Below are 24,166 nucleotides of genomic sequence, written 5' to 3'. Positions count from 1 at the left end.
TATCAACCTCGCTTTGCAGATTATAGAATTATCGCAATTAAAACTTACGGAGATTGTAAATAATTATGAAAAATCCTTACGCATCATTAATTATTAACTCAATTGGACCGAGAATGGGAATAACAGTAGAACTTGAGCCCGAGTTTGGGTTTGCAGGTGAGTTGATTTTCCCGAATGAGAGATCTCACCTTTTCTATAATACTTCTCTTAATATTAATCTAGAGGGTTCAGCTAAAATAGCCAAGGATAAACATTATACGAAATATTTTTTGTCAAAAAAAGGGATTCATGTACCGGATGGGAAAACTTTTTTTTCTGACAATTTGTGCACCAGACTTCAGACAAATTATAGACGTGGCACCAGAGAAATAGTTGGCTATGCTCAGGAGTTAGGGTGGCCAGTATTTATTAAACCCAACAATTCAAGTGAAGGTAATCTGGTTTATCAGGTTAAAGAAAATAACGAACTATTGTTTGCTGCAAAGGAAATATTTGAAGTAACAGATGTCTTACTTGTTGAAAGTTCATGTCCTGGTAAGGATTACAGAGTTGTGGTTTTGGATAATGAGATTGTTGCTGTTTATAATAGGGAGCCTATGAATGTTTTAGGGGATGGAACTTCAAGTGTAAGTAAACTTCTCGACTCTTACATCGCTAGCCTTTTAGATTCCGGTCGGATAAATACAAACCTTTTAAAAAATGATAAAAGAATTGATTATATGCTTCTTCAAAACAATATGAACAGAGAATCGGTTCTTGAAAAAGGCGCCAAATTAACACTTTTTCCGAATGCAAATCTTTCTTCCGGTGGTACAGCTGTCGATGTAACTGATAAAATACATCCAGACTTCGTTAGTATAGCCTTCCATACATGTAAAATCCTCGGGCTACGTGTTGCTGGAATAGATATTATTTGTGAAGATATCACTTCTAAAGCTGATAAACAGACATGGAATGTTTTGGAGGTTAATGATTCGCCTTGCATGGATAATTTCTCTAAGCTGGGAGCTAAACAGCTTAACATGGTGATTAGTTTTTATTCAAAAATCCTTCGTATTTTAATGGAAGAAAATAAGTAGGATTCCTAATTTTTTCAAAATAATATTTACCATAATTTTTTTAACTTATGCCAATAAATAAAAAAAGACTGAAGTAAATTTGCTATTTTTTATTTCAGTCATTTTATCTAATAATTATTTTCTTTAACTTACAATTTAATATTTTACTCGTTATTCATTTTCATGAAACTTGCGTATCTAGCTTATTGAAGCTATTCTAATTGATGCTATCCAGAACGGGATAAATTATCGTTTACTTCAATACTCATATTTCCGAAATATTTATTTTTAATTGCTGAATAGGTGCCGTCTTTCATGATGTTATCCAAGCCTTTATTAATTATTATTTGCGTTTTTCTGTCATTCTTGCGAATGCCATATGCAGAACCGACACTAAACAAGTCTGCATCAGTCACTTCCTGCCCTTTTACTTCGAAATCTTTACCTTCCGGAGTCTGCAAAAATCCAAACTTTAATGCAACCGACGGACACAGCGCTGCAGATACACGTTCGGCATACAAATCCTGGTAAACAGCTTCAGAATCTGGATAACTTTTAACAATCACTCCTGAAGGAAGCCAGTATTTATTAGCATATGCTTCTTGGATTGTGCCCTGTTGTACTGCAACTGATTTCCCTTTGAGACTATTAGCATTAGGCAATAGATTATATTCCTTTCTGCCAACCAAAACAGTAGGTATATGGAAAACGTAATTGCTGAAAGCTATGGCTGCTTCTCTTTTTTTCGTCACCCCCAAGGGTGAAATAACATCAATTTTACGAGAAAGAAGTGCTGGAATTTGGGTGTCGAAGGTGTTTACCACATATTGGCAGCTTAAATGAACAGATTTACATAGTGCATTCGTTACTTCAATTTCAAATCCCGTAGGGTGACCATTTTGATTCTTATATTGAAAAGGGGGGTAGGTTAAATCGACACCAATTCGCATTATCTGTTTTTCAGCGGATAATGCAGGATTTGAAATTACAAAAAAAAATATTAAAGCTAATATGTTGTTAAAATTCACTTATCACCTCTTTAATTTTAATAAGAAAGATTTAGCTCTTTTAAAATAATGACAAAAATTTTAATTTTATCAAGTAATTATAGCTTATGGCATGCATCATCGTGTCATTTGTAGAGTGAAAGTAATATTGCTTATATAATTGAATGCTTTGCCAAATAATATTTTATTTATTTTTTACGTTTTTCTTATTTCATTCAGAGTTGATAATATATTTCTGATATCCGTCTTACTTGATTTTGGTACTGACATATTATTTTCAAGTCGTACTAATACTTCCGCAGAAAAATGGGATACATCTAAATAGTTTTTTATTTCCCTTAACAGTCTATTGTCCAGATGACTTATCTGAAGCCTTATGGGGTCAAGTTCCTGAACCAATTGACGTTTATCAGGTGATGAAATCCAGTCAGCTAGATAACGGTATTGAGCGGCTTTTCCTGCTTTCATGAGAGAGTCTGCGAAAGTTACGACAGATTCAGGATCAATTCCGGTCTGTTCAGCATTTATCCTCATTTGCTTTAATATAGTCTGTTCACGAATAGGATCTTCAATAGGCAAAAGATACTCCATTTTATAGCTGGCGACAGTTTCCATCAACATTAAGCGCTCAACAAGCAGAGATGCCAGGAGTTCAATTTTTTCTGAGGAACCTGAATTTAATAAATTCGACGCACATAATATAATGGGATAAGAAAAAAGCACTGAAGGATTGAGCATAATGGCCTCTTAATGGTGAGAAATTATCTTAATCTACACTGCATAAATAAATTTTTTCATAAAAAAATGTGTCTTAATGTGAAATACATGACAATGGTATTTCAATGCGACGTGTAAGCCTTAAGGTATTTATCTTGACATAGAAAAAACAAACAAATCAATCATCGTCACGGTTTTAACTGACACCTCAGAGTCATTTAAGATGGCTTAAAGAGAAGTGCCCATAAATGGTAAGCGTTATCCAGAAGAGTTTAAAATTGAAGCCGTCAAACAGGTTTTTGATCGTGGCCATTCTGTTTCCAGCGTTGCAACACATCTCGATATCACCACCCACAGCCTTTACGCATGGATAAAATAGTACGGTCCGCATTCTTCCACTAATAAAGAACAGTCAGATGCTCAGGCCGAGATCCTCCGTCTCCCCCATTGGCTTACTTCGCCCAAAAAGGGCATGTAAAAAAAATCGAATAAAAATCCGCACACATACGTTCACTCGTCATAAACCTGACTGAGAGACAGCAAACCATGATTCAAACAGAACCCAAAAAAAAACGACAGCGCTACGATGGAATGACACTGGTACTGCACTGGATTACCGCTGTCAGCGTCATCCTTTTGTTTGCCAGTGCGCACATCTGGGAATTGCTGGAGCGCGGGACTCCGCTCCGGAAGGGATTACAATCGGTTCATATTTCCTGCGGGATCATCCTGGCACTGGTGATGGTAATTCGGCCTGTCTGGCGGCTGATGAGCCAACGCTCACCTCAGTACGCGATGCCGGCAGCCGAAATTTCCCGCCCGGCAAAATTCTTTTCGCACTGCGTTCACGGTGCGCTGTATCTGCTGCTGTTCACACAAATTGTGCTGGGCTTTATGTTTCGCTGGGCGCAACAGGAACCCTTTCGCTTTTTTGGTCTTTTCGATCTGACCAGATTGGTGCATGTCGATCCCCTGCTCAAACATACCCTGGGTGAATTACACAACAATGTCGCATGGGCGCTGATTATTCTGGCCTCGCTCCATGCGCTGGCCGCCCTGATCCACCACTATTTTTTACGCGATAACGTGCTGTGCCGCATGCTGCCCGGTCGTACCTACCGTTAACTGGAGCACTACCATGAAAAACACTTCTTCACTGCTTCGTGCCACAGGCCGTAAGCTGCTGGTTCCGACCCTGCTGTTTGTTGTCCATGCTACCCCGGCACTGGCCGCGGGCGATGACAGCGCCAACAGTAAAATTCCAGACTGTCCGCGTGGACAGGTTTACGACAGTAAGACTAAACAGTGCGTTCCTGACAAGACTGCGCGCCTGAGTGACGAAGACAAGACGAACTATGCCTATCATCTGGCGAAGAAAGGCGATTATCAGGCCTCGCTTACCCTTCTGGATAGCCTGAAACATCCCAATACTGCTGAAGCCTGGAATTATCGGGGGTATGCCACCCGAAAACTCGGGCGTACCGACGAAGGTATCAGGTATTATCAACGCTCGCTGGCTCTTAATCCGCGCTATGCGAAGGTTCGCGAATATCTGGGCGAGGCGTGGCTGATTAAAGGGCGTCCCGATCTGGCAAAAGCGCAGTTGAAAACCATATCCAGCCTGTGCGGTACAGGATGCGAAGAGTATCGTGATTTGCAGGCCGCCATTGATGGCCATCCGGAATCCTGATACGTATCATGAGGACAGTCACATCACTACCAGCGAAGTTCGTCAGCAGCTTGCTGCCCATCTGACGCGCCTGTGGCGCTATGGGCTGGTACTGTCACGAAATCACGACGTTGCCGAAGAACTCGTTCAGTCTACTTGTGTTCGCGCGCTCGAAAAGAGCGTGCAGTTTACGCCGGGTACCCGGATAGATCGCTGGCTGTTCACGATTCTTCACTCCATCTGGATTTCCGATCTGCGCGCCCGTCGCGTACGGCTGGGACAGGGTTTTGTTGAAAGCGATGAACTGCTGGCCCCCGATACTCGGGAACATGACGATAAACGTCTGCATTTTCAGAAAGTCATGCAGCGCGTCAGCGCATTGCCAGAAGCCCAGCGCAACACATTATTTTTAGTGTATGTCGAAGGATTTACCTATCAGGAAGCTGCTGAGACGCTGGCCGTGCCCATCGGTACCATTATGAGCAGGCTGGCAACCGCGCGTTTGACGCTGGCAAAATCATTTGATACTCGAGCCGCTGCGAAGGATAAACGCTCATGAACATGCTGCATTTTTCGCCCCCCTACAGCGACGAAGCCTTAATCGCCTGGCAGGATGGCGAAATGACTCCCGAGGATGCACGCAGGCTCGAGTCGCTGATGGACAACGACCCGAAACTGGCTGAACGCGTAGATGAACTGATGAAAACCCAGCTCGACTTTGACGCTGCCTTTGCGCCCTTACTGGATAAGGCACCGGAAGCCAAAATGCAGCGCCAGCTCGACGCGCTGTTAGCCGCGCCAGAGCAGGTACCCGCCGCAGCCGTTGCCGCCACATCGGGCGTCAGTCGTCGTTCGCTGGTTGCGGCCTCGCTGAGTTTTCTGGTGATCGGATCGGGACTGGGCTACCTTGTTCGCCCGGCTAAAACCACGCTGAGCGTGAGCGAGAAAATTCGCGATCTCGAAGCGCAGTACATGTCACTGTACAGCGCAGAAACCCTGCTTGATACGGATAACTCCCCTGCGGCGCTGCAGCATGGCCTGGCGCGGACAGCGCAGGACATTGGTCTGCGCCTTCACGCACAGCAGCTTGCCTTACCAGATGCAGAATTAAAGATGGTGCGCATGCTGCGCTATGACAGCACTTCCATTGCACAGATTGCATGGTTCCATGCGGAATACGGCCCGATGGCGCTGTGCATTTCTCCGGACGAGCAGCCTGCCGCAACCGGACTTCAGCGCGAACAGCGGCATGATATGCGCCTTGTCTGGTGGCATCATGGCGGCTACCAGTTTGTCCTGATTGGTCGCAACCCGGACGTGGAATTGTCAGCCAGTGCTGACGTCTTGAAAAAATCTCTCAACGCTTAACGGCCAGCGGCCCTGCTGGCTGTAAAGACGTTTCACAGCACGTGGCTGGCCTTTGCATAGATATTAATATTGATGATCACCTTCTCATCGACTAGCTCGGCAAACCGATCCATATGGTAGGCCGAGCGGGAAATCGTTGTCATCGCATGCAGCGATATCCTGTCCTCGCTCTGCGCAGTGCGGTCGTGCTCTTCCATCGTGGCTTCCAGAATCACCGGCCGCTGAACGTCTTTTACCGATAATGAACCAAAAATCCTGAAATGACCGTTGCCCTGCGCCACGATCCGGCTGCTGGTAAAGACGATATTGGGATAACGGGAAGCATCAAAATAAATGCTGCTTTTTAACTGGTACGTCAGCAGATTGATGCGATAAGCGTGGAGACCGGAATGCTGACCTTTACATGATTATCCACTTCATTCGTCGGATTCAGCGATACCTCGCCGGTCACACCCGATAGTGACCTGCTCCCTGTAAATGAATACACGGCTTTATTAGCAAATCATTCATCTACTTTTGGATAGCTACGAATGTCCGCTTCTCGCTCATAGCGGACATTGTTTTTGACAGTCCCTGCTTCATTCGTTCGGGCGCACTACTGCTCTATAACTGCGGTCGCAATTAATTCTTTAAAGGGAAATCTGATGAAAGCAGGACTGCTTTCACTGGTTTTGCTGGCTACCACGCTGCTTACCGGTTGGGATGCTGGCGCGAAGGGTATTGATTGGTATAAAGCGCATGACGCGGAGCGCAAAGCTAAATATGAGGAATGCACGAAAGCCTTTGATCCACGCGATACCGAAGACTGCCGCAATGCGATTGATGCCACTGTCCACGGCGGCTCTTTTACAAAGAGTCCTAATAAAAGTTGGTAAATTCAGGCGAGCCGCCGCCTGGCGGTTTTTTATGCCCTTCTGCGGGCACAGGTAACGTCCCTCCAGTCAGCCACTCAAAGGCAGATGCCGGGCACAATTGACATTGTTCTCCCAAAAAGCAATAGTTAATTTTTAGAATCAAGTGGATCTACTATATTCGCACATAAGGAATGTAGTTCTCATGTCATATAGCTGCTATTTACTTCTCAATCGGCGTGAAATGACCAGCCTGAGCTGCCCTGGTATTGGTACATTTCCTGCTTTTTCTGGTCAAAAAGAAGGCCGCAATAATCCAGAAAAAACAAACGTACCTGATATAGGCCCAATAGTTCGTGGCCGTTACTTTATTGTAGAACGACCTTCAGGTGGAAGATTGGGGCCGTTTAGAGAACGCTTGTTGAAAGACATATACGGTACGGATCGTTCAACATGGTTTGGACTATTTCGTGACGATGGAAAAATCGATGACTACACGTTTGTACAAGGCATCAGGCGGGGCAATTTCCGTCTGCACCCTATTGGGCCATTAGGGCTGAGTGAAGGCTGCATCACACTTCAACATCCTCTTCAGTTCAATTACATGCGCGACATGTTCCTTAAATCTGGCCCAACGCTTAACATCCCGGGCAGCCAGCTCAAAGCCTATGGAACGGTAAAGGTATACTAACGATGCGCTTTATTTTAACTATTTTTCTATTTGTTTTTTGCGCGATTGCTATTTCAAAAGCTATTGCTGTCATAGTGCCGGTAACATTCTTTTATGCCATCGCAGGATTTTTCAATATTAATGGCGATGAGGCAACCATCGACTTTGTACTCTCAGCCAACATCCTTATTTCTGTCATTATGTCTGTTGCGCTTTTATGGGTGCTGAAAGCTTTTTTCAAAAAGCATTAAACAGGACGATATGAGTACCATGGATTAGAGAAGTCAGTCTGCTAACCATAGTGAACGCTACAATCAACACCGTATCCGGTTAACTTTATGGGGCAGTGCATCGCGCTCCTTCGCTGCATCCACCCGTTACTGTAAGAGCATTATCAGACCGTGATGGTATGAGTATGCTGCCAGATGGGCCTCTGCTCCCGCCAATTGCGCCTGCTGTACTCTTCACCACCCCTCCAACTCCCACACTTTGAGACTATTACCCTTGTCTCAGATAGCCGCAGCCAGGATCCTGCTCTATTCTCGGGGAAAATGGATTCCTCCAGGCTTTGTCGAGGCACTATGACGTACAAATCCCTGATTGCTGAAGTCCACAATCAGCAGCGCACCCTGACCGCCATTGTCGAACAGGATGAGCGCACTGCCTATTTTTACATCTGGCCAACCGACCTGTTCCGCAGCCAGTATGCGGTACGCGGCTGCTGGCTACGAAACCTGCTGCCGGCACCGGCGCAGGAAGATCGCGAGGCGATGGAGCAGGGCATAGCGCCGCTGCTCAGCGCCGAGTATTGCCGTAATCTGGAAGCGGAACCCGCGCTGGATCCAGCCGGTCTGCAGGTGCTATGGGAGCCGAGCGATGATGGCGCGGCGCTGTGGTATTACGGCCAGCTGCTGGCGGTGATCCCCGGCTGGAGCCTCTATCAGGAGAAGCAGGTGAGCTTCTCTGCAGGCTGCATCAAAAAGAACCGGCTGACGGCACCGCTGGGGTCGGCATCAACCAATGACTACTACGCCCGTGCGGAGCATCAGCGTCAGTTCTGGCGCGAATGGCACGACGGCAGCGAGTGGGATAAGGTGCAGAACGATCTGATGGCCTGCTATCAGGCGCGCTTTGGCGAGTCAGTGAAATATTACGCTATCGATCAGGGCAGCTGGCCGCCGATGGCAATCTCCCAGCACTGGCATCAGGGCGTCTGGTATTTCCTGACCATCGGCATGAGCATCCGGCCGATGCCGCAGGTCGATTATCTGTTTGATGAGCTGGCGCCGCAGTATCGCCGCATTGAACTCGGCATGGCGGTTGACGGTGAAGTCATGACCGAAGGCAACGCGGTGCAGATGGCCAGCGCGCTGGCGGAGTTCGTGCATCTGCCTTGGGCGCGGCTGACCTGGCTGGGCGAGGGCCATACGCTGGCGTCCGAAGTGGCACCGGTCGGCTTTGAAAGCTTCCTGCTCGCCAATGAGCTGGCAACCGATCAGGCGCAGTTCTCGCTGCCAAAACGTGACGGCGATCGCCCGACTCTGCTCTGGACCACGCCGATTACGGAAGCGGAGCGCCAGTTCGCGCAGGCGGATGAACATGGCGGTCAGAAGTTACGGGAATTGTTAACGGCGGATGGCAATAATCACATCTTCCGTCCGCGCCAGCAGGTCGTCAGTTCAGAAGAGTAGGCCAGCAATAATGCGCCTGTTCGCCCATTCCCCGGCGCCCGCCGGGGATGTGATAGTTTCTCTATGAAATTAAATTTTTACATAAATCAAACATTTCTCAAATATGTGATCCTGCTCATCTCAAGTTCCTGTTTGCCGTGCCGTTAAACCCGATCAGGCAATCGCGCCGCACCAGGTTCAGGGGAACAAAGATGTTTAAAACAACACAATCCCGCTTCACCGCAACAATGATCGCGTTCTTTGTTGCGCTTTTACTCGTTACAGTCTGGGTTATTAATCAGTTTGTCGCGCCACAGCTGGTCGATAGCGAAAGCCGTCTGGTTCGCTATCAGGTAGATTCGCTGGCTTCCGGTATCGTTGAACAGATGAACCGCGTTCAGGCCCAGCAGCGCGCCATTACCGAAGCCGCATCCGTTATGGAGAGCGCCACCATCGACACCCTGTTACCGACGCTGGTTAACCAGTATCAGGACAGCAATGTGTTTGGCGGCGGGATCTGGCCACTGCCAAACCGTCGTGATCCGGCCAAAGAGAAGGACAGCAGCTTCTTTGCCCGTAATGCCAGCAATGAACTGCAGGTGAACACCTACTGGAACTCCGACGCGGCTGACAAATACTGGGAGCAACCCTGGTACAAAGATGGCATGGCCGCTCCGAAAGGCCAGTGTGCCTGGGCAAAAGCCTATCAGGATGCCGCCAGCCCGCAGCCGCGCACCAACTGCGCTATGGCCATCTACAAAAACGGCACGGCGTGGGGAGTCGCCACCATCGACGTGACGCTGGGGTTCTTTAACCAGCTGGCGAAGCAGATGGGTGAAACCATTCAGGGCAACGTCCTGATCGTCGAAGCCGACGGTAAAGTCGTGGGCAATGGCGCGCTGGTGAATGCTGCACCGAAGCTGGAGAACCTGGCTGACGTGCAGATGCCGATGGCAGCACCGCTGAAAACGCTACTTAACGGTGTTGGCAATCAGCCGCTGGAAACCACCTATGACAGTAGTGAAGGCGAGCAGACGCTGTTCGTGCAGGCCATTCCTGGCAGCCCGTGGTATCTCGCCAGCAGCCTGCCAACCAGCCTGCTGAAAGCGCAGTCGCATAACATGCTGACCCGCCTGGGTCTGGTGCAGATCCCTCTGGCGGTAATCCTGCTGCTGGTGTCGCTGGGCTTTGTCCGCGCCATGATGAAACGCCTCAACGTGCTGAACAGCAATATCGAAGCGCTGTCGACCGGTGGTGCGGATCTGACTCAGCGTCTGCCAGCCAGCAACAGCCCGGAGTTCAACGCCGTCGCGCAGAGCTTTAACCAGTTCATCAGCTATCTGCAGGGGCTGCTCCAGCAGGTGGGCGACAGCGCGCTGGCGATCACCGCCGCGTCGCGTGAAATTGCCAGCGGCAACGCTAATCTCTCTTCCCGTACCGAAGATCAGGCCAGCTCGATTGTGGAAACGGCCGCGTCGATGGAGCAACTGACCGGCACCGTGCGTCAGAACGCCGACAACGCCACCCACGCTAACCAGCTGGCGGGTGATGCCTCGCAGGTGGCCGCACGTGGCACCGAAGTGGTCCGTCAGGTGGTCACCACCATGGGCGAGATTCATCACTCATCCCGTAAAGTGGTCGATATCATCAGCGTGATCGACAGCATCGCATTCCAGACCAATATCCTGGCGCTGAACGCCGCGGTAGAAGCTGCACGCGCCGGTGAACAGGGTCGCGGTTTTGCGGTGGTGGCATCGGAAGTGCGTAACCTGGCACAGCGTTCAGCCAACTCGGCGCGTGAGATTAAAAAGTTAATCGAAGAGTCGGTGGCGAACATCGATACCGGCAGCGCGCTGGTCGAGCAGGCGGGTCAGACCATGGATGAGCTGATGAAGGGCGTGAGCAGTGTGACCACGCTGATGAGTGAAATCATGTCAGCCAGCCGCGAACAGAGCCTGGGCATCGAACAGGTTAACGTTGCGATTACCCAACTGGATGGCACCACACAGCAGAACGCCGTGCTGGTGGAGCAGGTTTCTGCTGCCGCGCAGGCGATGGAATCGCAAAGCACCCAGCTTGAGCGGGTGGTTCAGAGCTTCCGACTGTAATCCCTCTCCAGGCCAGCCCTGCTGGCCTGATTTTCTCTCTGCTTCATCCGCTTATCTCCGCCTGACCCGGGTAAAAAATCCTCGATGATCCGCCCAAACCGATAATTCTGTGCCAGAATAGTTGGGAATAATCTCAAGGAAACGCCATGTCTGCTATTGAAGTTATCCTCGTTGACCACCTCGATCGTCCCACCGGCAAGATGGAAAAGCTGGAAGTGCATGAAAAAGGATTACTGCACCGCGCGGTGACGGTCTACGTCTTCAATTCCCGGCAGGAGCTGTTGCTACAACGGCGTGCCAGCGATAAATATCATTGTGGTGGCTTGTGGAGTAATACCTGCTGTGGTCATCCTTATCCCCATGAATCAACCCGCGACGCCGCCGAGCGCCGCCTGCGTGAAGAGATGGGGATGGTGGTGACGCTGACGCCGGTGTTTGAGCTGAGCTACAACCTGAAACTGAGCAATGGCCTGACTGAACATGAGTATGGTCACGTCTTCTTTGCCGTCTGCGACAGCCTGCCGCAGCTGAATCCGCAGGAAGCGGATGCCTGGGATTATCGCCCGATGGCGCTGATTGAGCAGCAGATGCAGCAGCAGCCACAGCAGTTCACACCGTGGTTTTTGCATACCTTCCCGCGCATCCCGGACTATCTGGAGCAGTTTCCTTTCCCGGAAGTCACCGCATAAAAAAACCGCACTAAGGTGCGGTTTCAATGCTGGCCGGAGAAGTCGGGCCGGGGTAAACAATGCGCCAGGGTTATAAGCCCGTTTGCTCCCTGAGCCTGCGCGCTATCCACGCCCTGAGCGTTGATTATCGCTGCAGCTCGAAATCTTCCGCATCCACATCATAACCCGACGGTTCCCAGCGGATCGCCAGCAGCGCCAGCAGGCCCGCCAGTGGTGCCAGGAAGATCACCCAGAACACGCCGGTGCCCAGCGCCGCGACCAGCACCGGAAACAGAAACAGCGAAACGGTAGAGCTGCCGCGCATCAGCGTCTGATTAAAGCCGACACCCACGCCGCGCAGCGACGTCGGGTAGCTCAGCGACGCAAAAGTCATGGTATGGGAGCCAGGCCCGAATCCCTGTCCAAAGAGGAACAGCGCCAGCATGCCGATCGCCAGCGCGGCTTCCTGGCCGCCTTCCGGACGACCAATCAGCGCCAGCCCGAGCAGCGCCACGCACTGACAGGCATAACCCGCCACCGACATCTTCCACGCCCCGAGGCGCGGCACCAGTCGCACCGCCAGTATCCCGCCGACAAAGGCAAACAGCAGATTCAGCGCCAGCGACACCAGAATGGTGGTAAGCATTGACTGGGCAAAGAAGCTGGAGATGATCACCGGCAAGCCAAACGCCACCGCGTTATAAGCAAAAGATGAGGCAATGGAAGTGATGGTCGCCAGCAGGGTACGGCGGCGATAGACACCCTGTAACAGCGCACCATAGTTACGCCAGCTCGCCTTGCGCACCGGCGTGGCAGGCGTCAGCGCGGCGTCGGGCGCCACCTGAGCATTAATACTCCACGCACTGCGTAAAATCGCCGCGGCACCTTTCAGGTCGCCCTGATTCGCCGCCCAAACCGGGGATTCGCTCATGTAACGGCTACGGATGGCGATGATGATAATCGCCGGAACGGCACCAAAACCAAGGATTAGACGCCAGAGCCAGTCGGTGTGGCTTTCGGGTAACACGGCATAGAGCAAGAGCACCAGCAGATAAGAGATGCTGATTGCCGCATACCAGGTTGGGCACCACATCGCCACGCTGGCCGCTTTATTTCCCTTGCCACGTAGTCTGGAAAACTCCGCCAGAAACGCCATCGCCACCGGCAGATCGATTCCGACTCCCAGGCCCATCACAAAACGCGCGCCGGCCAGCACGTACTCATTGGGGGCAAACGCACAGGCGATAGCCGCCACCACGAAAAAGAACATATCGGCCATAAACACCCGATAACGGCCAATTTTATCCGTGAGATAGCCGCCGATCAGTGCGCCGATAATGGCCCCGAAGGTGATTGCCGAGGCGACCATGCCGGTGCCGGTCGGGGTGAGATTGAATTCGCGCGTGATGTCTTTGATGCCAAAGGCCAGCGCACCCAGGTCGTAAGCGTCAAGGAAGACGCCCCCCAGCGCAATCGCCACCACAATGCGGGCATTATTACGGGCGCTGTCGCCACTGTTCACTAATCGGGAGACGTCAGCTGCGCTGCGGATCCACTGTGTTTCGCCACCGGGCGAACTCCCTGCTGTTGCCACATGGGCGGAAGAGGTCAGGTCGGACATGATGTTGTGCGTCTTTTATTATAAAAACAGATTTCCGAGAATAGCCGTTTAGACGCCCAGACGTAAATTCATTTAGGTTATATGAGATGAATTTATAATCTCAAATCGTTATCAATTTGCGATAAAGTCAGCTGCATCGCCGCTGCGCCAGGCTACGCTTTTAAGGCAGATAATTTCCGCTGCACGCCTTGCCAGCCTCCCGCAGAGTGGCAGGAGGGCAGCCTGAACGCGCAGGCGCACAACGCCTTGTTAATCATCACGCACGAACAAAACGTAAAAACAACACACTGCGATAAGGAAAAAGCCATGGTCAGAATTCGGGGTTGGATGGGCGTCAGCGCTTTGCTGCTCAGCATGGGGATAGCACAGGCGGCAGACCCGGTGCGGGTCGGCTCAAAAATTGATACCGAAGGATCACTGCTGGGCAATGTGATCCTTCAGGTGCTGGAAAAGCATGGGGTAAAAACCGTCAATAAAATTCAGCTCGGCACCACGCAGGTGGTGCGCGGTGCCATCACGGCGGGCGAACTTGATATTTATCCGGAATATACCGGCAACGGTGCATTTTTCTTCAATGATGAGAAAGACAGCGCCTGGAAAAATGCCGCCGAAGGCTACGAGAAAGTGAAGAAGCTGGATGCGGAGAAAAACCATCTGGTCTGGCTGACACCCGCTCCGGCTAATAACACCTGGACCATCGCTGTGCGAAAAGATCTGGCTGAAAAAAATCAGCTCAATTCTCTGGCGGATCTCAGCGCCTGGCTGAAAAAAGGCGGCACTTTCAAACTGGCGGCCTCAGCAGAATTTATTGAACGCAGCGATGCCTTACCCGCCTTTGAAAAAGCCTATGGCTTTGACCTCAAGCAGGACCAGCTGCTGTCGCTGGCTGGCGGCGATACCGCTGTCACCATCAGCGCAGCGGCACAGCAGACTTCCGGCGTAAACGCGGCGATGGCGTACGGCACCGACGGTCCGGTAGCGGCATTAGGTCTGCAGACGCTCAGCGATCCTAAAGGGGTTCAGCCGATTTATGCGCCGACGCCGGTGATCCGTGAATCGGTACTCAAAGCCTATCCAGAGATTGCAGAGTGGCTGAAGCCGGTGTTCAGCGCGCTTGACGAGAAGACGCTGCAACAGCTCAACGCCAGAATCGCGGTCGATGGTCAGGATGCCAGCAGCGTAGCGACCGAATGGCTGCAGCAGAAAAAGCTGCTGTAACCGATGCAGATATCGCGGGAAGCGATACGCCGTCCGGTTGAGCAGCCGGTGGCACTGCTGCTGCTGACGCTGCTGACTCTGGCGCTGGTGGCATTGCCGTTTCTGAACTTCGCCCCGAACCGTCTGGTGGCGGGTGAACCGCTGATGGGCTGGCAGATTAGCCGCTTCGGGCTGTTGCTGCTGCCGCTGTTGACGCTGTGGCTGCTGCTGTGGCGGCATCCGACCCGCATCACGCTGATGCTGGCGCTGCTGGCGGCAGAACTGATGCTGGCGGCGATCATCTGGCTCAGCGGTCATCAGGCCACTTTACTCAGCCAGCAGGGCAGCCGACTGGCGCGCACCAGCTTTGCCAGCGGATTGTGGTGCAGCGGCGCGCTGATTCTGCTGCTGATCACCGATCAGGTGCGGCAACTGACCCGCCATCGGCTGGCACAGCTGCTGCTCAATCTGCAGGTCTGGCTGTTGCCGCTTTTGCTGCTGTTCAGTGGCCAGCTCAGCGATCTCTCCCTGCTGAAAGAGTATGCCAACCGCCACGCGGTGTTTGATGCCGCGCTGAGCCGTCATCTCACCCTGCTGGCGGGTACGGTGCTGCCTGCGCTGATGATTGCGCTGCCGCTGGGCGTCACGCTGTTCCGGCGGCCTGGCTGGCAGGGCGGGGTGTTCGGCGTGCTGAATGTGATTCAGACTGTGCCCTCGGTGGCGCTGTTTGGTCTGCTGATTGCGCCGCTGGCCGGACTGGCTCAGCAGTTTCAGTGGCTCGGCGACTGGGGCATCAGCGGCATTGGGATGGCTCCGGCGCTGATCGCGCTGGTGCTTTACGCCCTGTTGCCGCTGGTGCGCAGCGTGGTGGTGGGGCTGCAACAGGTGCCGCACGAGGTGCGTGAGAGTGCACGTGGCGTCGGCATGAGTGGCTGGCAGCAGTTTATTGCGGTGGATGTGCCGCTGGCGCTGCCGGTCTGGCTGGCGGGCCTGCGGGTAGTGGTGGTGCAGACGCTGGGCATGGCGGTGGTTGCGGCGCTGATTGGCGCGGGCGGCTTTGGCGCGATTATTTTCCAGGGACTGCTAAGCAGTGCGCTTGATTTGGTGTTGCTGGGGGTGATCCCAGTGATTGCGCTGGCGGTGGTCATCGATGCGCTGTTCCGCCTGCTGATCTCACTGCTGGAGAGAAAAGATGATTGAGTTTGACGGCGTTTCCCGCGCGTTTAACGGTAAAGCGGCGGTGAAAGATCTGTCGTTACAGGTGGCGAAAGGGGAATTTTGCGTGCTGCTTGGCACCTCCGGTTCGGGCAAATCGACCACCCTGAAGATGATCAACCGGCTGGTGGAGTTTGACAGTGGTGAAATCCGCTTTGCCGGAGAGTCGATTCGCCAGCTCGATGCCCGCACGCTGCGGCGGCGCATGGGTTACGCCATTCAGTCAATTGGTCTGTTTCCGCACTGGACGGTGCGGAAGAATATCGCCACGGTGCCAGTGCTACTGGGCTGGCCCCGGGCACAGGTCAATGAACGTATCACGGCGCTGCTGGCGCTGCTGAATCTCGATGCGCAGCTGCTGGACCGCTATCCGCATCAGCTCTCGGGTGGGCAGCAGCAGCGCATCGGCGTGGCGCGGGCGCTGGCGGCGGATCCGGAAGTGTTACTGATGGATGAGCCGTTTGGTGCACTCGACCCGGTGACGCGCGGGGTGCTGCAACAGGAGATGTTGCGCATTCATCAACTGTCGGGCCGCACCATCGTGCTGGTGACGCACGACATCGACGAAGCGCTGACGCTGGCGGACCGTATTGTGCTGATGGATAACGGCGAGATTGTTCAGCAGGGCAGGCCGGTGGAGCTGCTGACCCAGCCGAAAAATGATTTTGTGCGCGACTTCTTTGGCCGCAGCGAAATGGGAGTACGGCTGCTGTCGCTGGAGCAGGTTGGTAATGCCGTGCGGCGCGGCGAGTGGCTGCCGGGCGAACCGATCGCTGCGGCACTGACGCTGCGCGATGCCCTGTCGCAGTTTATCGCCCGGCGTACCGATAAACTGCCGGTCATTGACGATCAGCAGCGGCCGCTGGGCGTGCTCCACTTTGGCGATCTGCTGCAACTGCGCGAGGATTTAACATGCGCAGGCTAAGGGATCCGCTGCTGTGGCTGGTGCTGTTCTACGGCGCGCTGCTGACCCTGATGCCTTACAGCGGGCCGCTGTTTCACCGCTGGTTTCCCGAACTGGCGCGGCCTCTCTATCAGCAGGAGAGCTTCTGGCAGCTGACGCTGGCGCATCTGTTTCTGGTGATCACCGCCAGCCTGCTGGCGATTGTGATTGGCATTGGCAGTGGTGTGCTGGTGACGCGGCGGGCGGGGCGGGCCTTCCGGCCGCTGATGGAAACCATTGTGGCGGCAGGGCAGACGATTCCGCCGGTGGCAGTGCTGGCGATTGCGGTGCCGGTGATGGGATTTGGCGCCTGGCCCGCAGTCGTGGCGCTGCTGCTCTACGGATTGCTGCCGATTTTACAGGGGACGCTGGCGGGTATTGATAGCGTACCGGCCAGCAGTCGGGAGATCGCCATCGGGGTCGGCATGAGTAGCTGGCAGCGACTGTGGCAGATTGAGCTGGCGCTGGCTGCGCCGGTCATCATCGCCGGGATACGCACCTCGGTGATCATCAACATCGGCACCGCTGCCATCGCCTCGACGGTCGGCGCGAAAAGTCTGGGATCGCCGGTGATTATCGGCTTAAGCGGCTTTAATACAGCCTATGTCATTCAGGGGGCATTACTGGTGGCGCTGCTGGCGATAGTCAGCGATCGCCTGTTTGAACGCCTGCAGCGCTGGCTTAGCGTGAGTGAACGATGAGAGAGTATCCCACCAGCATCAGACCGCCGGTGCCACCTGCCGCCATAATAAAAAACAGCGTGGCGAAGAAAGCTTTTTTACAGTTCATGGGTAAAACCTGAGCTCGTTAACAGTGAGGCGGGGATAATAGCGCGCGCAAGGCAGCAGGCAAAGTGCCCGGCGTGCGTTTTTGTTATCAGGCGGGATCGTGCAACCGCACGGCATAGCCCTGTTCCTGCCAGTGTGACAGCTGTTCCTGCTGGCGGCGGGTCAGTTTTTTACCGGTAAAGACAAACATATTCATGCCGGGAAAGAGTTCAGGACGCGGTAAATCCAGCGGTTCTGCCAGCACATCAATCCGCCAGCCATGCTGCGACAGACGCCAGCCTTCCAGCCAGATGCGGGTACGATCGTCGATACCCCAGCCAATAATCAGCGCATCTTTACCCGATTTTTTGCGGCTGCCGGTCAGGCAGAACGCGACATAATCGATCAGCAAACCATCCAGCAGACTGCACATGGTGCGGGCGGTGTTCTGGTCCAGACTCAGCTTCTGGCGCACCGGCATAAAAACATGGTCGATCAGCGCATCAATCGGATGTTCGCGACCAATCGCGGCAATTTTATTACGAAGTTTAGCGGGTCTGACATGACGCAGGACGCTGATCAGCTCATCCTGGAGTGTGGTCCAGCCGTCATGGGCATCTACATCGCCACCTTCCAGCAGTGCCTTAACTTTACCGACCGGCACGCCGCTTTCAATCCAGCGCATAATTTCTTCGATGCGATGAACATCTTCTTCGTCAAACTGACGATGTCCGCCTTCGGTACGTTGCGGCTTCAGTAAGCCATAACGACGCTGCCAGGCGCGCAGGGTGACTGGGTTTATGCCACAGCGCTCGGCGACGTCACCGATACTGTATAAGGTCATAAATTCCTCTTTCGATTGGTCTGAGTGCAATTACCATAACGAAGCCGACTAAGTTGTACAATACATTTCTCGATGTACAACTTGACTGATACGCCGTTTCTCCGTTATATCTCATATAAGAGAATTATTCCCAAATATGAGAAATCACCATGTCAGAGCTGAATACGGAGCAACGACTGGCGGTGAGGCTGGCAGAATTACGCCTGCAACGCGGCTGGTCGCTGGATGAACTTGCTGTCGCAACGGGCATCAGTCGTGCGTCATTATCGCGCATTGAGCGAAGCGAGACCAGCCCTACTGCTGCGCTGCTTAACCGTCTATGTGTTGCCTACGGATTAACGATGTCGCGCCTGCTCAGTGAAGTGGAGGAGGAGTCCAGTTTGCTGATCAGAGATGACCAGCAGCCCGTGTGGCAGGATGAATCCAGCGGATTTATTCGCCGGAATGTCTCACCCCCTGCGGTTCATTTCCGATGCGAACTGGTTGAGGGCAGATTACGGCCTGGTGCACGTATAGATTACGATGCGCCACCCATTCAGGGGCTGGAGCAGCATATCTGGCTACGCGAAGGCGGCCTCACCGTCACGATGGGGGCGCAGCAGTGGGCGCTGAAGCCCGGTGATTGCTTACGTTTTCATCTGGTCGGGAAATCGGCTTTTGAGGCGCACCTGACTGACGGCGCGCGCTATTTACTGGTGGTGGCGAAACCATGATCGATTACACAATACTTCGCGCCGACGAAGCGCAACCGCAACTGGGTGAACTGACGGAGGTGCTGCAGGCCTGTGTGGCAGACGAAGCCAGCGTCGGCTTTATTGATGCTGAAGACGAAGAGGTGATAACGCGATTCTGGCAGCAGCGGATCGCCGGTCTGGCAGATGGGGACAGCGAACTATTCGTTGCGCGGCAGCACGGTCGCATCGTGGGCACGGTCATTCTCAGTGGCAGCGCGATGCCTAATGGCCGACACCGGGCGGAGATCAGCAAACTGCTGGTGCATCCGCAGGCGCGCCGTCAGGGCATCGCGCGTGAGCTGATGCAGCGCGCTGAGCAGCAGGCCCGTGCGCAGGGCAAAACGCTGCTGGTGCTGGATACGCGCAGCGGCGATGTCGCCAGCGATCTCTATCGCTCGCTGGGCTGGCAGGTGGCGGGGTCGATCCCGTTTTATGCCGAATCCACCGCGGGCGTGCTGGATGCCACCACCTATATGTACAAAGTGCTGGCGTAGCCAGCCGCTAGCTCATGCGGCTGGCCTTTCTTCGTGCCGGACCGGCCCGGGTTGACGGGCTGCCCGCACGGCCCTGAAACGGGCAACTGCTGAAATTTACGACGTCGCACGAAAAATTCGGTGCGAAAGCTGACGCCAACAGGATACTGTGTAAAAATACAGGCCATATTTTCGGTGTGGTAACGCAAATCATGGCCCTGACAGCCGCAGTAAAAAGCCAGATAGCGCAATGGTATAAAGCGCTTCAGGAGCAGGTGCCTGACTTCATCCCACGTGCGCCGCAGCGCCAGATGATCGCCGAAGTGGCGAAATGCCTGGCGGGCGACGATTCGCGCCATCTGGCGGTTGAAGCGCCAACCGGCGTGGGCAAAACCCTCTCTTATCTGATCCCGGGCATCGCGGCCAGCCGCGCCCAGGAGAAGCGGCTGGTGATCAGCACCGCCAACGTGGCGCTGCAGGATCAAATCTTCACCAAAGATCTGCCGCTGCTGAAAAAAATCATTCCCGATCTCACCTTTACTGCCGCCTTTGGCCGCGGGCGCTATGTCTGTCCGCGTAATCTGGCGGCGATGGCGGCCGATGACGATGAGCAGGGCGATCTGCTGCTTTATCTGGACGATGACGCCGTCAGCAGCACTAAAGAGGAGCAGACGCAGTGTGGCCGGTTGCAGAAATCGCTGGATCGCTATCAGTGGGATGGCCTGCGCGACCACAGCGACGAGAACGTCAGCGACAGCCTGTGGCAGCGGCTCTCCACCGACAAAGCGAGCTGCCTTGGCGCACACTGTCGCTGGTATCGTGAATGCCCGTTCTTTGTGGCGCGGCGCGAAATCGAGCAGGTCGATGTAGTGGTGGCGAACCATGCGCTGGTCATGGCAGCAATGGAGAATGAGTCGGTGCTGCCACCGGCAAAAAACCTGATGCTGGTGCTGGATGAAGGGCATCACCTGCCGGAAGTGGCCCGCGATGCGCTGGAGATGAGCGCCGACATCACGCCGGGCTGGAGCAGCCTGCAGCTCGACCTCTTTATCAAGCTGGTGGAGAGCATCATGACGCAGATGCGGCCAAAATCACCGCCGCCGCTGGCTAACCCGGAGCGGCTGAAAGCGCACTGCGATGAGCTGCGCGAACTGCTGACGATTACCGCTCAGGCGCTGAATCCGCTGCTGCCACCGCATAACCAGCCGGGCGAATTCCGCTTTGTGCTGGGCGCGTTGCCGCAGGAGTTGCTGGATCTCTGCGCCCGGCTCTTTAAGCTCAGCGATGCGCTGCGCGGCCTGAGTGAAGGTTTGATTAATGCGCTGAGCGAGCAGACCGGCAAGGTGGATGTGGTGCGACTGCATCGCAATCTGCTGCAGCTCAATCGCCAGTTTGGCTGGTTCGAATCGGTCAGCAAACTGTGGCGGCTGGCGGCGATGGAAAAAGCCTCTGGCGCGCCGGTATCGAAGTGGATCACCCGTGAGCTGCGCGAAGGTCAGGCGCACCTGCTGTTTCACTGCGCTGGCATCCGCGTCAGCGACCAGCTGGAGAAGATGCTGTGGCGTAAAATTCCGCACGTGGTCGTGACCTCCGCCACGCTGCGATCGCTTAACAGTTTCAACCGCCTGCAGGAGATGTCGGGACTCAGCGAGAAGGCGGGCGACCGATTTGTGGCGCTGGACTCCCCGTTTAACCACGTGGAGCAGGGCAAGCTGGTGATCCCGCAGATGCGCTATGAGCCGCTGATGACGCATGAAGCGGAGCATATCGCGGAGATGGCCGGTTTCTTCCGGCAGCAGATGGCGGAGAAAAAGCACAAAGGCGTGCTGGTGCTGTTTGCCAGCAACCGGGCGATGCAGCAGTTTGTCGCCTGTCTGCCCGACCTGCGCCTCTCAATGCTGGTTCAGGGCGATCAGCCGCGCAGCCGCCTGGTCGATCTGCATCGTCAGCGCGTCGCCAAAGGGGAAACCAGCATCCTGATTGGCCTGCAGTCGTTTGCCGAAGGGCTGGATCTCAAAGGCGATCTGCTGAGTCAGGTGCATATCCACAAAATCGCTTTTCCCCCGGTAGACAGTCCGGTAATTTTGACCGAAGGCGAGTGGCTGAAAAGCCTTAAACGCTATCCGTTTGAGGTACAGAGCTTACCCAGCGCCTCTTTTACCCTGATTCAACAGGTCGGACGCCTGATTCGCAGCCATCAATGTTATGGCGAAATCGTCATTTACGACCGCCGTCTGCTGAGCAAATCCTACGGCAGCCGGCTATTAGCGGCGCTGCCGATCTTCCCGATTGAGCAGCCGGAAACGCCAGAGCCGGCAGCGATACCGGCCACCGTGGTGCCAAAAAATACGGTGCGTAAACGACGTCCCACGCGGCGCTGAGCCGCGCACTTAACCGGAAGCGAGTGATGGAACTGAATAAAATCATTAAAGAGATTGGTCGCGGTAAAAATCATGCCCGCGATATCGACTTTGATACTGCCGTGGCGCTCTATGGCGCGATGCTGGCGGGCGAGGTGCCGGACCTGGAGCTGGGCGGCATTCTGATTGCGCTGCGTATTAAAGGCGAAGGCGAAGCGGAAATGCGCGGCTTTTATCAGGCGATGCAGGCGCAGATGATGCAACTGCAGGCGCCGGAAAACCGCCCGATGCCGGTTGTGATCCCCAGCTACAACGGTGCGCGTCGGCAGGGCAATCTCACGCCGTTGCTGGCGCTGTTGCTGGTAAAACTTGGCTTCCCGGTGCTGGTGCATGGCGTCAGCGACGACGCGACGCGCATCACCAGTGAAGCGGTGTTTGCCGCGCTGGGTATTACCCCCGTCACCACCGCAGAGGCGGCGCAGGCAAAACTCGATCAGGGCGAACTCGCCTTTATCACCATCGATCATCTCTGCCCGCCAATGGCGAAACAGCTGTCGCTGCGCTGGCGAATGGGCGTGCGTAACAGCGCGCATACGCTGGCAAAACTGGCGACCCCGTTTGCCGAACGTGCGGCGCTGCGGCTGTCGAGCGTGTCGCATCCGGAGTATGTGCCGCGTGTGGCGAAATTCTTCAGTGACATCGATGCGCCTGCGATACTGCTCAATGGCACCGAAGGGGAAGTCTATGCCAATCCACAGCGCTGCCCGGCGATCAGCATGATTCAGGGCGCAGGCGCGGAAGCGGAAGTGTGGGTTGAGCGTCAGCCCGAAGTGGCCGTTGAACTGCCGGCCGATAAGACGGCAGAGGTAACCGCGCGCTGGATTGAGCAGGTGCTGAATCAGCAGCGGCCGGTGCCCGCATCACTGCGACTTCAACTCGCCTGCTGCCTGCGCGCCAGCGGCCAGTGCGACTCGCTGGCGGCGGCAGAGCAGCAGATCCTCGCCGCCGGTTACTGACTCAGGCTGCTGGCAGCGCCTGTTCAACCAGGTTCTGCCAGAAAGTAATGCCAATTGGCAGCAGCGCGTCGTTGAAGTCATAGCGGGCGTTGTGCAGCGGGGCGGAAGGCGTGTCGCCATCCGCGCCCAGCCAGAAGTAAGCACCCGGACAGGCCTCCATCATGCAGGCAAAATCTTCAGACGCCATCGACGGATTAACCTGCCACTGAACCTGTTCGGCCCCCAGCGTCGCCAGCGCCACCTCGCGTACCTGCTCAGCCGGGGCCGCATGGTTGGCGGTCACCGGATAGCCCGGTAACCACTCAATCTCACCGCTGACGCCAAACGGACGTGGCAGGGTAGCGACAAACTCATCAATCAGCCCGCGCACTTTTTCGCGCACGCTGGTCTGCAGGCAGCGCACCGTGCCGCGCAGCACAATCTGTTCCGGGATCACGTTGATCGCTTCGCCACCGTGGATCTGCGTCACGCTGACCACCGCCGAGGCAAGCGGCGAGAGGCGACGTGACGGAATCGTCTGCAGCGCCAGAATCAGCTCAGCCGCCACCACCATTGGGTCGGCACCGCTTTCCGGCATCGCCGCGTGGCAGCTTTTGCCGTGCAGAGTAATCTCAAACGAATCCAGCGACGCCATCATGGCGCCAGGGTTAACCGCCAGTGACCCCAGCGGCAGGCCCGGCCAGTTGTGCATCGCATAGATCGCATCCATCGGGAAGCGCTGGAACAGTCCCTCTTCCACCATTTTGCGCGCACCGCCCAGGTTCTCTTCGGCAGGCTGAAAAATGAAATGTACCGTGCCGCTGAACTGGCGTGTGGCGGCCAGCTGTCGGGCGGCGGCCAGCAGAATGGCGCTGTGACCGTCGTGCCCGCAGGCGTGCATCACGCCAGGAGTGGCGGAGCGCCATTCAGTGTCGCCTTTTTCCGTAATCGGCAGCGCATCCATATCCGCACGCAGCCCGATAACCGGGCCGGGACCGTTTTCCAGCGTGCCGATCACGCCGGTGCCCGCCAGACCACGAAACACCTGCAATCCCGCCCGCTCTAACTCATCAGCGATAAACTGGCTGGTTTGCTGTTCCTGGTAACCTAATTCGGGGTGGCGATGAAACTCACGGCGCCAGCGCAGGGCATCTTCAAGCAGGGCAGGGGAAAGGGTCATGCAGAGTCGCGCTCCATACAGAATGAGAAGATTTCACTTTAGAGGTCGGGT

The 24,166-nt window shown here is 54.5% G+C and carries 25 protein-coding genes and 2 pseudogenes; 20 read left to right on the top strand and 7 right to left on the bottom strand.

The annotated features are described in order from the left end of the window. The first annotated feature begins 65 nt into the window (after nt 1-65). Nucleotides 66-1,079 (top strand): cyanophycin synthetase, encoded by a 1,014-nt coding sequence (locus ACXKZD_RS13405; RefSeq protein ID WP_488981671.1) that lies wholly within the window; start codon nt 66-68, stop codon nt 1,077-1,079. 206 nt (nt 1,080-1,285) lie between these two features. Here ACXKZD_RS13405 and ACXKZD_RS13400 read toward each other — a convergent pair whose 3' ends face one another. Together ACXKZD_RS13400 and aroQ are read right to left on the bottom strand one after the other, a co-directional pair. Then, nucleotides 1,286-2,086 (bottom strand): transporter substrate-binding domain-containing protein, encoded by an 801-nt coding sequence (locus tag ACXKZD_RS13400; protein ID WP_488981670.1) that lies wholly within the window; start codon nt 2,084-2,086, stop codon nt 1,286-1,288. Nucleotides 2,087-2,260: 174 nt separating this feature from the next. Then, nucleotides 2,261-2,803 (bottom strand): gamma subclass chorismate mutase AroQ, encoded by a 543-nt coding sequence (gene aroQ, locus ACXKZD_RS13395; RefSeq protein WP_488981669.1) that lies wholly within the window; start codon nt 2,801-2,803, stop codon nt 2,261-2,263. A 223-nt stretch (nt 2,804-3,026) separates the two neighbouring features. Between aroQ and ACXKZD_RS13390 the strand changes: the two are divergent. From ACXKZD_RS13390 to ACXKZD_RS13370, 5 genes and pseudogenes are all read left to right on the top strand, one after another. Beyond that, nucleotides 3,027-3,224: pseudogene (locus tag ACXKZD_RS13390) on the top strand (transposase); the annotation flags it as partial. A 104-nt stretch (nt 3,225-3,328) separates the two neighbouring features. Beyond that, the gene (locus tag ACXKZD_RS13385) at nt 3,329-3,907 is read left to right on the top strand and encodes a cytochrome b (RefSeq protein ID WP_488981668.1); all 579 of its coding nucleotides are present in this window, start codon (nt 3,329-3,331) and stop codon (nt 3,905-3,907) included. 13 nt (nt 3,908-3,920) lie between these two features. Next, a complete protein-coding gene (locus tag ACXKZD_RS13380; RefSeq protein ID WP_312546320.1) occupies nt 3,921-4,472 on the top strand; it encodes a tetratricopeptide repeat protein in 552 nt (183 codons plus the stop codon). Then, nucleotides 4,453-5,010, top strand: a complete 558-nt coding sequence (locus tag ACXKZD_RS13375; protein ID WP_312546318.1) for a sigma-70 family RNA polymerase sigma factor — start codon at nt 4,453-4,455, stop codon at nt 5,008-5,010. The genes ACXKZD_RS13380 and ACXKZD_RS13375 overlap by 20 nt, the downstream gene beginning before the upstream one ends. Further along, entirely contained in the window at nt 5,007-5,819 is an 813-nt protein-coding gene (locus ACXKZD_RS13370; RefSeq protein WP_312546316.1) for an anti-sigma factor family protein, read from the top strand. Before ACXKZD_RS13375 ends, ACXKZD_RS13370 begins: the two co-directional genes overlap by 4 nt. Before the next feature lie 32 nt (nt 5,820-5,851). Here the strand turns inward: ACXKZD_RS13370 and ACXKZD_RS13365 are convergent. Continuing rightward, nucleotides 5,852-6,279 (bottom strand): annotated as a pseudogene (locus tag ACXKZD_RS13365) (YceI family protein); the annotation flags it as partial. Nucleotides 6,280-6,463: 184 nt separating this feature from the next. Between ACXKZD_RS13365 and ACXKZD_RS13360 the strand changes: the two are divergent. From ACXKZD_RS13360 to idi, 6 genes are all read left to right on the top strand, one after another. Next, nucleotides 6,464-6,694, top strand: a complete 231-nt coding sequence (locus tag ACXKZD_RS13360) for an EexN family lipoprotein (RefSeq protein WP_033766753.1) — start codon at nt 6,464-6,466, stop codon at nt 6,692-6,694. A gap of 181 nt (nt 6,695-6,875) precedes the next feature. Then, complete coding sequence (locus ACXKZD_RS13355) at nt 6,876-7,361, top strand: DUF2778 domain-containing protein (protein WP_072000444.1); 486 nt, start codon at nt 6,876-6,878, stop codon at nt 7,359-7,361. 2 nt (nt 7,362-7,363) lie between these two features. After that, nucleotides 7,364-7,591: a hypothetical protein gene (locus ACXKZD_RS13350; RefSeq protein ID WP_033766755.1), complete on the top strand. Its 228-nt coding sequence runs from the start codon at nt 7,364-7,366 to the stop codon at nt 7,589-7,591. A 330-nt stretch (nt 7,592-7,921) separates the two neighbouring features. Further along, a complete protein-coding gene (locus tag ACXKZD_RS13345; RefSeq protein ID WP_033779531.1) occupies nt 7,922-9,031 on the top strand; it encodes a suppressor of fused domain protein in 1,110 nt (369 codons plus the stop codon). 191 nt (nt 9,032-9,222) lie between these two features. Then, on the top strand, nt 9,223-11,118 hold the full coding sequence (locus ACXKZD_RS13340; protein ID WP_010254242.1) for a methyl-accepting chemotaxis protein: 1,896 nt from the start codon (nt 9,223-9,225) through the stop codon (nt 11,116-11,118). A gap of 146 nt (nt 11,119-11,264) precedes the next feature. Beyond that, on the top strand, nt 11,265-11,807 hold the full coding sequence (gene idi, locus ACXKZD_RS13335) for an isopentenyl-diphosphate Delta-isomerase (RefSeq protein WP_050679469.1): 543 nt from the start codon (nt 11,265-11,267) through the stop codon (nt 11,805-11,807). A gap of 124 nt (nt 11,808-11,931) precedes the next feature. Here idi and ACXKZD_RS13330 read toward each other — a convergent pair whose 3' ends face one another. Beyond that, complete coding sequence (locus ACXKZD_RS13330; protein WP_033785500.1) at nt 11,932-13,407, bottom strand: MFS transporter; 1,476 nt, start codon at nt 13,405-13,407, stop codon at nt 11,932-11,934. 306 nt (nt 13,408-13,713) lie between these two features. Here ACXKZD_RS13330 and osmF point away from each other — a divergent pair, with 306 nt between their 5' ends. From osmF to ACXKZD_RS13310, 4 genes are read left to right on the top strand one after another with little or no spacing between them, the layout of a single operon-like run. Beyond that, nucleotides 13,714-14,625, top strand: a complete 912-nt coding sequence (gene osmF, locus ACXKZD_RS13325; protein WP_050679471.1) for a glycine betaine ABC transporter substrate-binding protein OsmF — start codon at nt 13,714-13,716, stop codon at nt 14,623-14,625. Nucleotides 14,626-14,628: 3 nt separating this feature from the next. Continuing rightward, nucleotides 14,629-15,804, top strand: coding sequence for an ABC transporter permease (locus ACXKZD_RS13320; RefSeq protein ID WP_488981667.1), 1,176 nt, complete (start codon nt 14,629-14,631; stop codon nt 15,802-15,804). Beyond that, nucleotides 15,797-16,744 (top strand): ABC transporter ATP-binding protein, encoded by a 948-nt coding sequence (locus ACXKZD_RS13315; protein WP_010254263.1) that lies wholly within the window; start codon nt 15,797-15,799, stop codon nt 16,742-16,744. The genes ACXKZD_RS13320 and ACXKZD_RS13315 overlap by 8 nt, the downstream gene beginning before the upstream one ends. Then, complete coding sequence (locus tag ACXKZD_RS13310) at nt 16,732-17,463, top strand: ABC transporter permease (RefSeq protein ID WP_010669716.1); 732 nt, start codon at nt 16,732-16,734, stop codon at nt 17,461-17,463. The genes ACXKZD_RS13315 and ACXKZD_RS13310 overlap by 13 nt, the downstream gene beginning before the upstream one ends. Here the strand turns inward: ACXKZD_RS13310 and ACXKZD_RS13305 are convergent. Together ACXKZD_RS13305 and ACXKZD_RS13300 are read right to left on the bottom strand one after the other, a co-directional pair. Then, nucleotides 17,444-17,551, bottom strand: coding sequence for a hypothetical protein (locus ACXKZD_RS13305; protein WP_010254271.1), 108 nt, complete (start codon nt 17,549-17,551; stop codon nt 17,444-17,446). The genes ACXKZD_RS13310 and ACXKZD_RS13305 overlap by 20 nt on opposite strands. An 87-nt stretch (nt 17,552-17,638) precedes the next feature. Then, on the bottom strand, nt 17,639-18,373 hold the full coding sequence (locus tag ACXKZD_RS13300; RefSeq protein WP_010254274.1) for a MerR family transcriptional regulator: 735 nt from the start codon (nt 18,371-18,373) through the stop codon (nt 17,639-17,641). A gap of 149 nt (nt 18,374-18,522) precedes the next feature. On the opposite strand from ACXKZD_RS13300, the gene ACXKZD_RS13295 reads away from it, so the two are divergent. The 4 genes from ACXKZD_RS13295 to ybiB all read left to right on the top strand — a co-directional run bounded on the left by ACXKZD_RS13295 (nt 18,523) and on the right by ybiB (nt 22,956). Then, a complete protein-coding gene (locus ACXKZD_RS13295) occupies nt 18,523-19,086 on the top strand; it encodes a helix-turn-helix domain-containing protein (RefSeq protein ID WP_488981666.1) in 564 nt (187 codons plus the stop codon). Then, on the top strand, nt 19,083-19,601 hold the full coding sequence (locus tag ACXKZD_RS13290; protein WP_033757074.1) for a GNAT family N-acetyltransferase: 519 nt from the start codon (nt 19,083-19,085) through the stop codon (nt 19,599-19,601). The genes ACXKZD_RS13295 and ACXKZD_RS13290 overlap by 4 nt, the downstream gene beginning before the upstream one ends. 191 nt (nt 19,602-19,792) lie before the next feature. Continuing rightward, entirely contained in the window at nt 19,793-21,961 is a 2,169-nt protein-coding gene (gene dinG / locus ACXKZD_RS13285; RefSeq protein ID WP_033767358.1) for an ATP-dependent DNA helicase DinG, read from the top strand. 26 nt (nt 21,962-21,987) lie between these two features. Continuing rightward, a complete protein-coding gene (gene ybiB / locus ACXKZD_RS13280) occupies nt 21,988-22,956 on the top strand; it encodes a DNA-binding protein YbiB (RefSeq protein WP_010254284.1) in 969 nt (322 codons plus the stop codon). A 1-nt stretch (nt 22,957) separates the two neighbouring features. On the opposite strand, the gene ACXKZD_RS13275 is transcribed toward ybiB, so the two are convergent. Then, the gene (locus ACXKZD_RS13275; RefSeq protein ID WP_010254287.1) at nt 22,958-24,115 is read right to left on the bottom strand and encodes a M20 aminoacylase family protein; all 1,158 of its coding nucleotides are present in this window, start codon (nt 24,113-24,115) and stop codon (nt 22,958-22,960) included. Nucleotides 24,116-24,166 lie beyond the last annotated feature (51 nt).

It is taken from the genome of Pantoea sp. ABR1s, assembly GCF_057812235.1.
This window is presented reverse-complemented; position numbering and strand designations above follow the sequence as displayed.

What these genes read in the sequence shown, in the direction of transcription:
- ACXKZD_RS13405 (WP_488981671.1), top strand. Translation starts at nt 66, where the DNA reads ATGAAAAATCCTTACGCATCATTAATTATTAACTCAATTGGACCGAGA.
- aroQ (WP_488981669.1), bottom strand. Translation starts at nt 2,803, where the DNA reads ATGCTCAATCCTTCAGTGCTTTTTTCTTATCCCATTATATTATGTGCG.
- ACXKZD_RS13385 (WP_488981668.1), top strand. Translation starts at nt 3,329, where the DNA reads ATGATTCAAACAGAACCCAAAAAAAAACGACAGCGCTACGATGGAATG.
- ACXKZD_RS13380 (WP_312546320.1), top strand. Translation starts at nt 3,921, where the DNA reads ATGAAAAACACTTCTTCACTGCTTCGTGCCACAGGCCGTAAGCTGCTG.
- ACXKZD_RS13375 (WP_312546318.1), top strand. Translation starts at nt 4,453, where the DNA reads ATGGCCATCCGGAATCCTGATACGTATCATGAGGACAGTCACATCACT.
- ACXKZD_RS13370 (WP_312546316.1), top strand. Translation starts at nt 5,007, where the DNA reads ATGAACATGCTGCATTTTTCGCCCCCCTACAGCGACGAAGCCTTAATC.
- ACXKZD_RS13360 (WP_033766753.1), top strand. Translation starts at nt 6,464, where the DNA reads ATGAAAGCAGGACTGCTTTCACTGGTTTTGCTGGCTACCACGCTGCTT.
- ACXKZD_RS13355 (WP_072000444.1), top strand. Translation starts at nt 6,876, where the DNA reads ATGTCATATAGCTGCTATTTACTTCTCAATCGGCGTGAAATGACCAGC.
- ACXKZD_RS13350 (WP_033766755.1), top strand. Translation starts at nt 7,364, where the DNA reads ATGCGCTTTATTTTAACTATTTTTCTATTTGTTTTTTGCGCGATTGCT.
- ACXKZD_RS13345 (WP_033779531.1), top strand. Translation starts at nt 7,922, where the DNA reads ATGACGTACAAATCCCTGATTGCTGAAGTCCACAATCAGCAGCGCACC.
- ACXKZD_RS13340 (WP_010254242.1), top strand. Translation starts at nt 9,223, where the DNA reads ATGTTTAAAACAACACAATCCCGCTTCACCGCAACAATGATCGCGTTC.
- idi (WP_050679469.1), top strand. Translation starts at nt 11,265, where the DNA reads ATGTCTGCTATTGAAGTTATCCTCGTTGACCACCTCGATCGTCCCACC.
- ACXKZD_RS13330 (WP_033785500.1), bottom strand. Translation starts at nt 13,407, where the DNA reads ATGTCCGACCTGACCTCTTCCGCCCATGTGGCAACAGCAGGGAGTTCG.
- osmF (WP_050679471.1), top strand. Translation starts at nt 13,714, where the DNA reads ATGGTCAGAATTCGGGGTTGGATGGGCGTCAGCGCTTTGCTGCTCAGC.
- ACXKZD_RS13320 (WP_488981667.1), top strand. Translation starts at nt 14,629, where the DNA reads ATGCAGATATCGCGGGAAGCGATACGCCGTCCGGTTGAGCAGCCGGTG.
- ACXKZD_RS13315 (WP_010254263.1), top strand. Translation starts at nt 15,797, where the DNA reads ATGATTGAGTTTGACGGCGTTTCCCGCGCGTTTAACGGTAAAGCGGCG.
- ACXKZD_RS13310 (WP_010669716.1), top strand. Translation starts at nt 16,732, where the DNA reads ATGCGCAGGCTAAGGGATCCGCTGCTGTGGCTGGTGCTGTTCTACGGC.
- ACXKZD_RS13305 (WP_010254271.1), bottom strand. Translation starts at nt 17,551, where the DNA reads ATGAACTGTAAAAAAGCTTTCTTCGCCACGCTGTTTTTTATTATGGCG.
- ACXKZD_RS13300 (WP_010254274.1), bottom strand. Translation starts at nt 18,373, where the DNA reads ATGACCTTATACAGTATCGGTGACGTCGCCGAGCGCTGTGGCATAAAC.
- ACXKZD_RS13295 (WP_488981666.1), top strand. Translation starts at nt 18,523, where the DNA reads ATGTCAGAGCTGAATACGGAGCAACGACTGGCGGTGAGGCTGGCAGAA.
- ACXKZD_RS13290 (WP_033757074.1), top strand. Translation starts at nt 19,083, where the DNA reads ATGATCGATTACACAATACTTCGCGCCGACGAAGCGCAACCGCAACTG.
- dinG (WP_033767358.1), top strand. Translation starts at nt 19,793, where the DNA reads ATGGCCCTGACAGCCGCAGTAAAAAGCCAGATAGCGCAATGGTATAAA.
- ybiB (WP_010254284.1), top strand. Translation starts at nt 21,988, where the DNA reads ATGGAACTGAATAAAATCATTAAAGAGATTGGTCGCGGTAAAAATCAT.
- ACXKZD_RS13275 (WP_010254287.1), bottom strand. Translation starts at nt 24,115, where the DNA reads ATGACCCTTTCCCCTGCCCTGCTTGAAGATGCCCTGCGCTGGCGCCGT.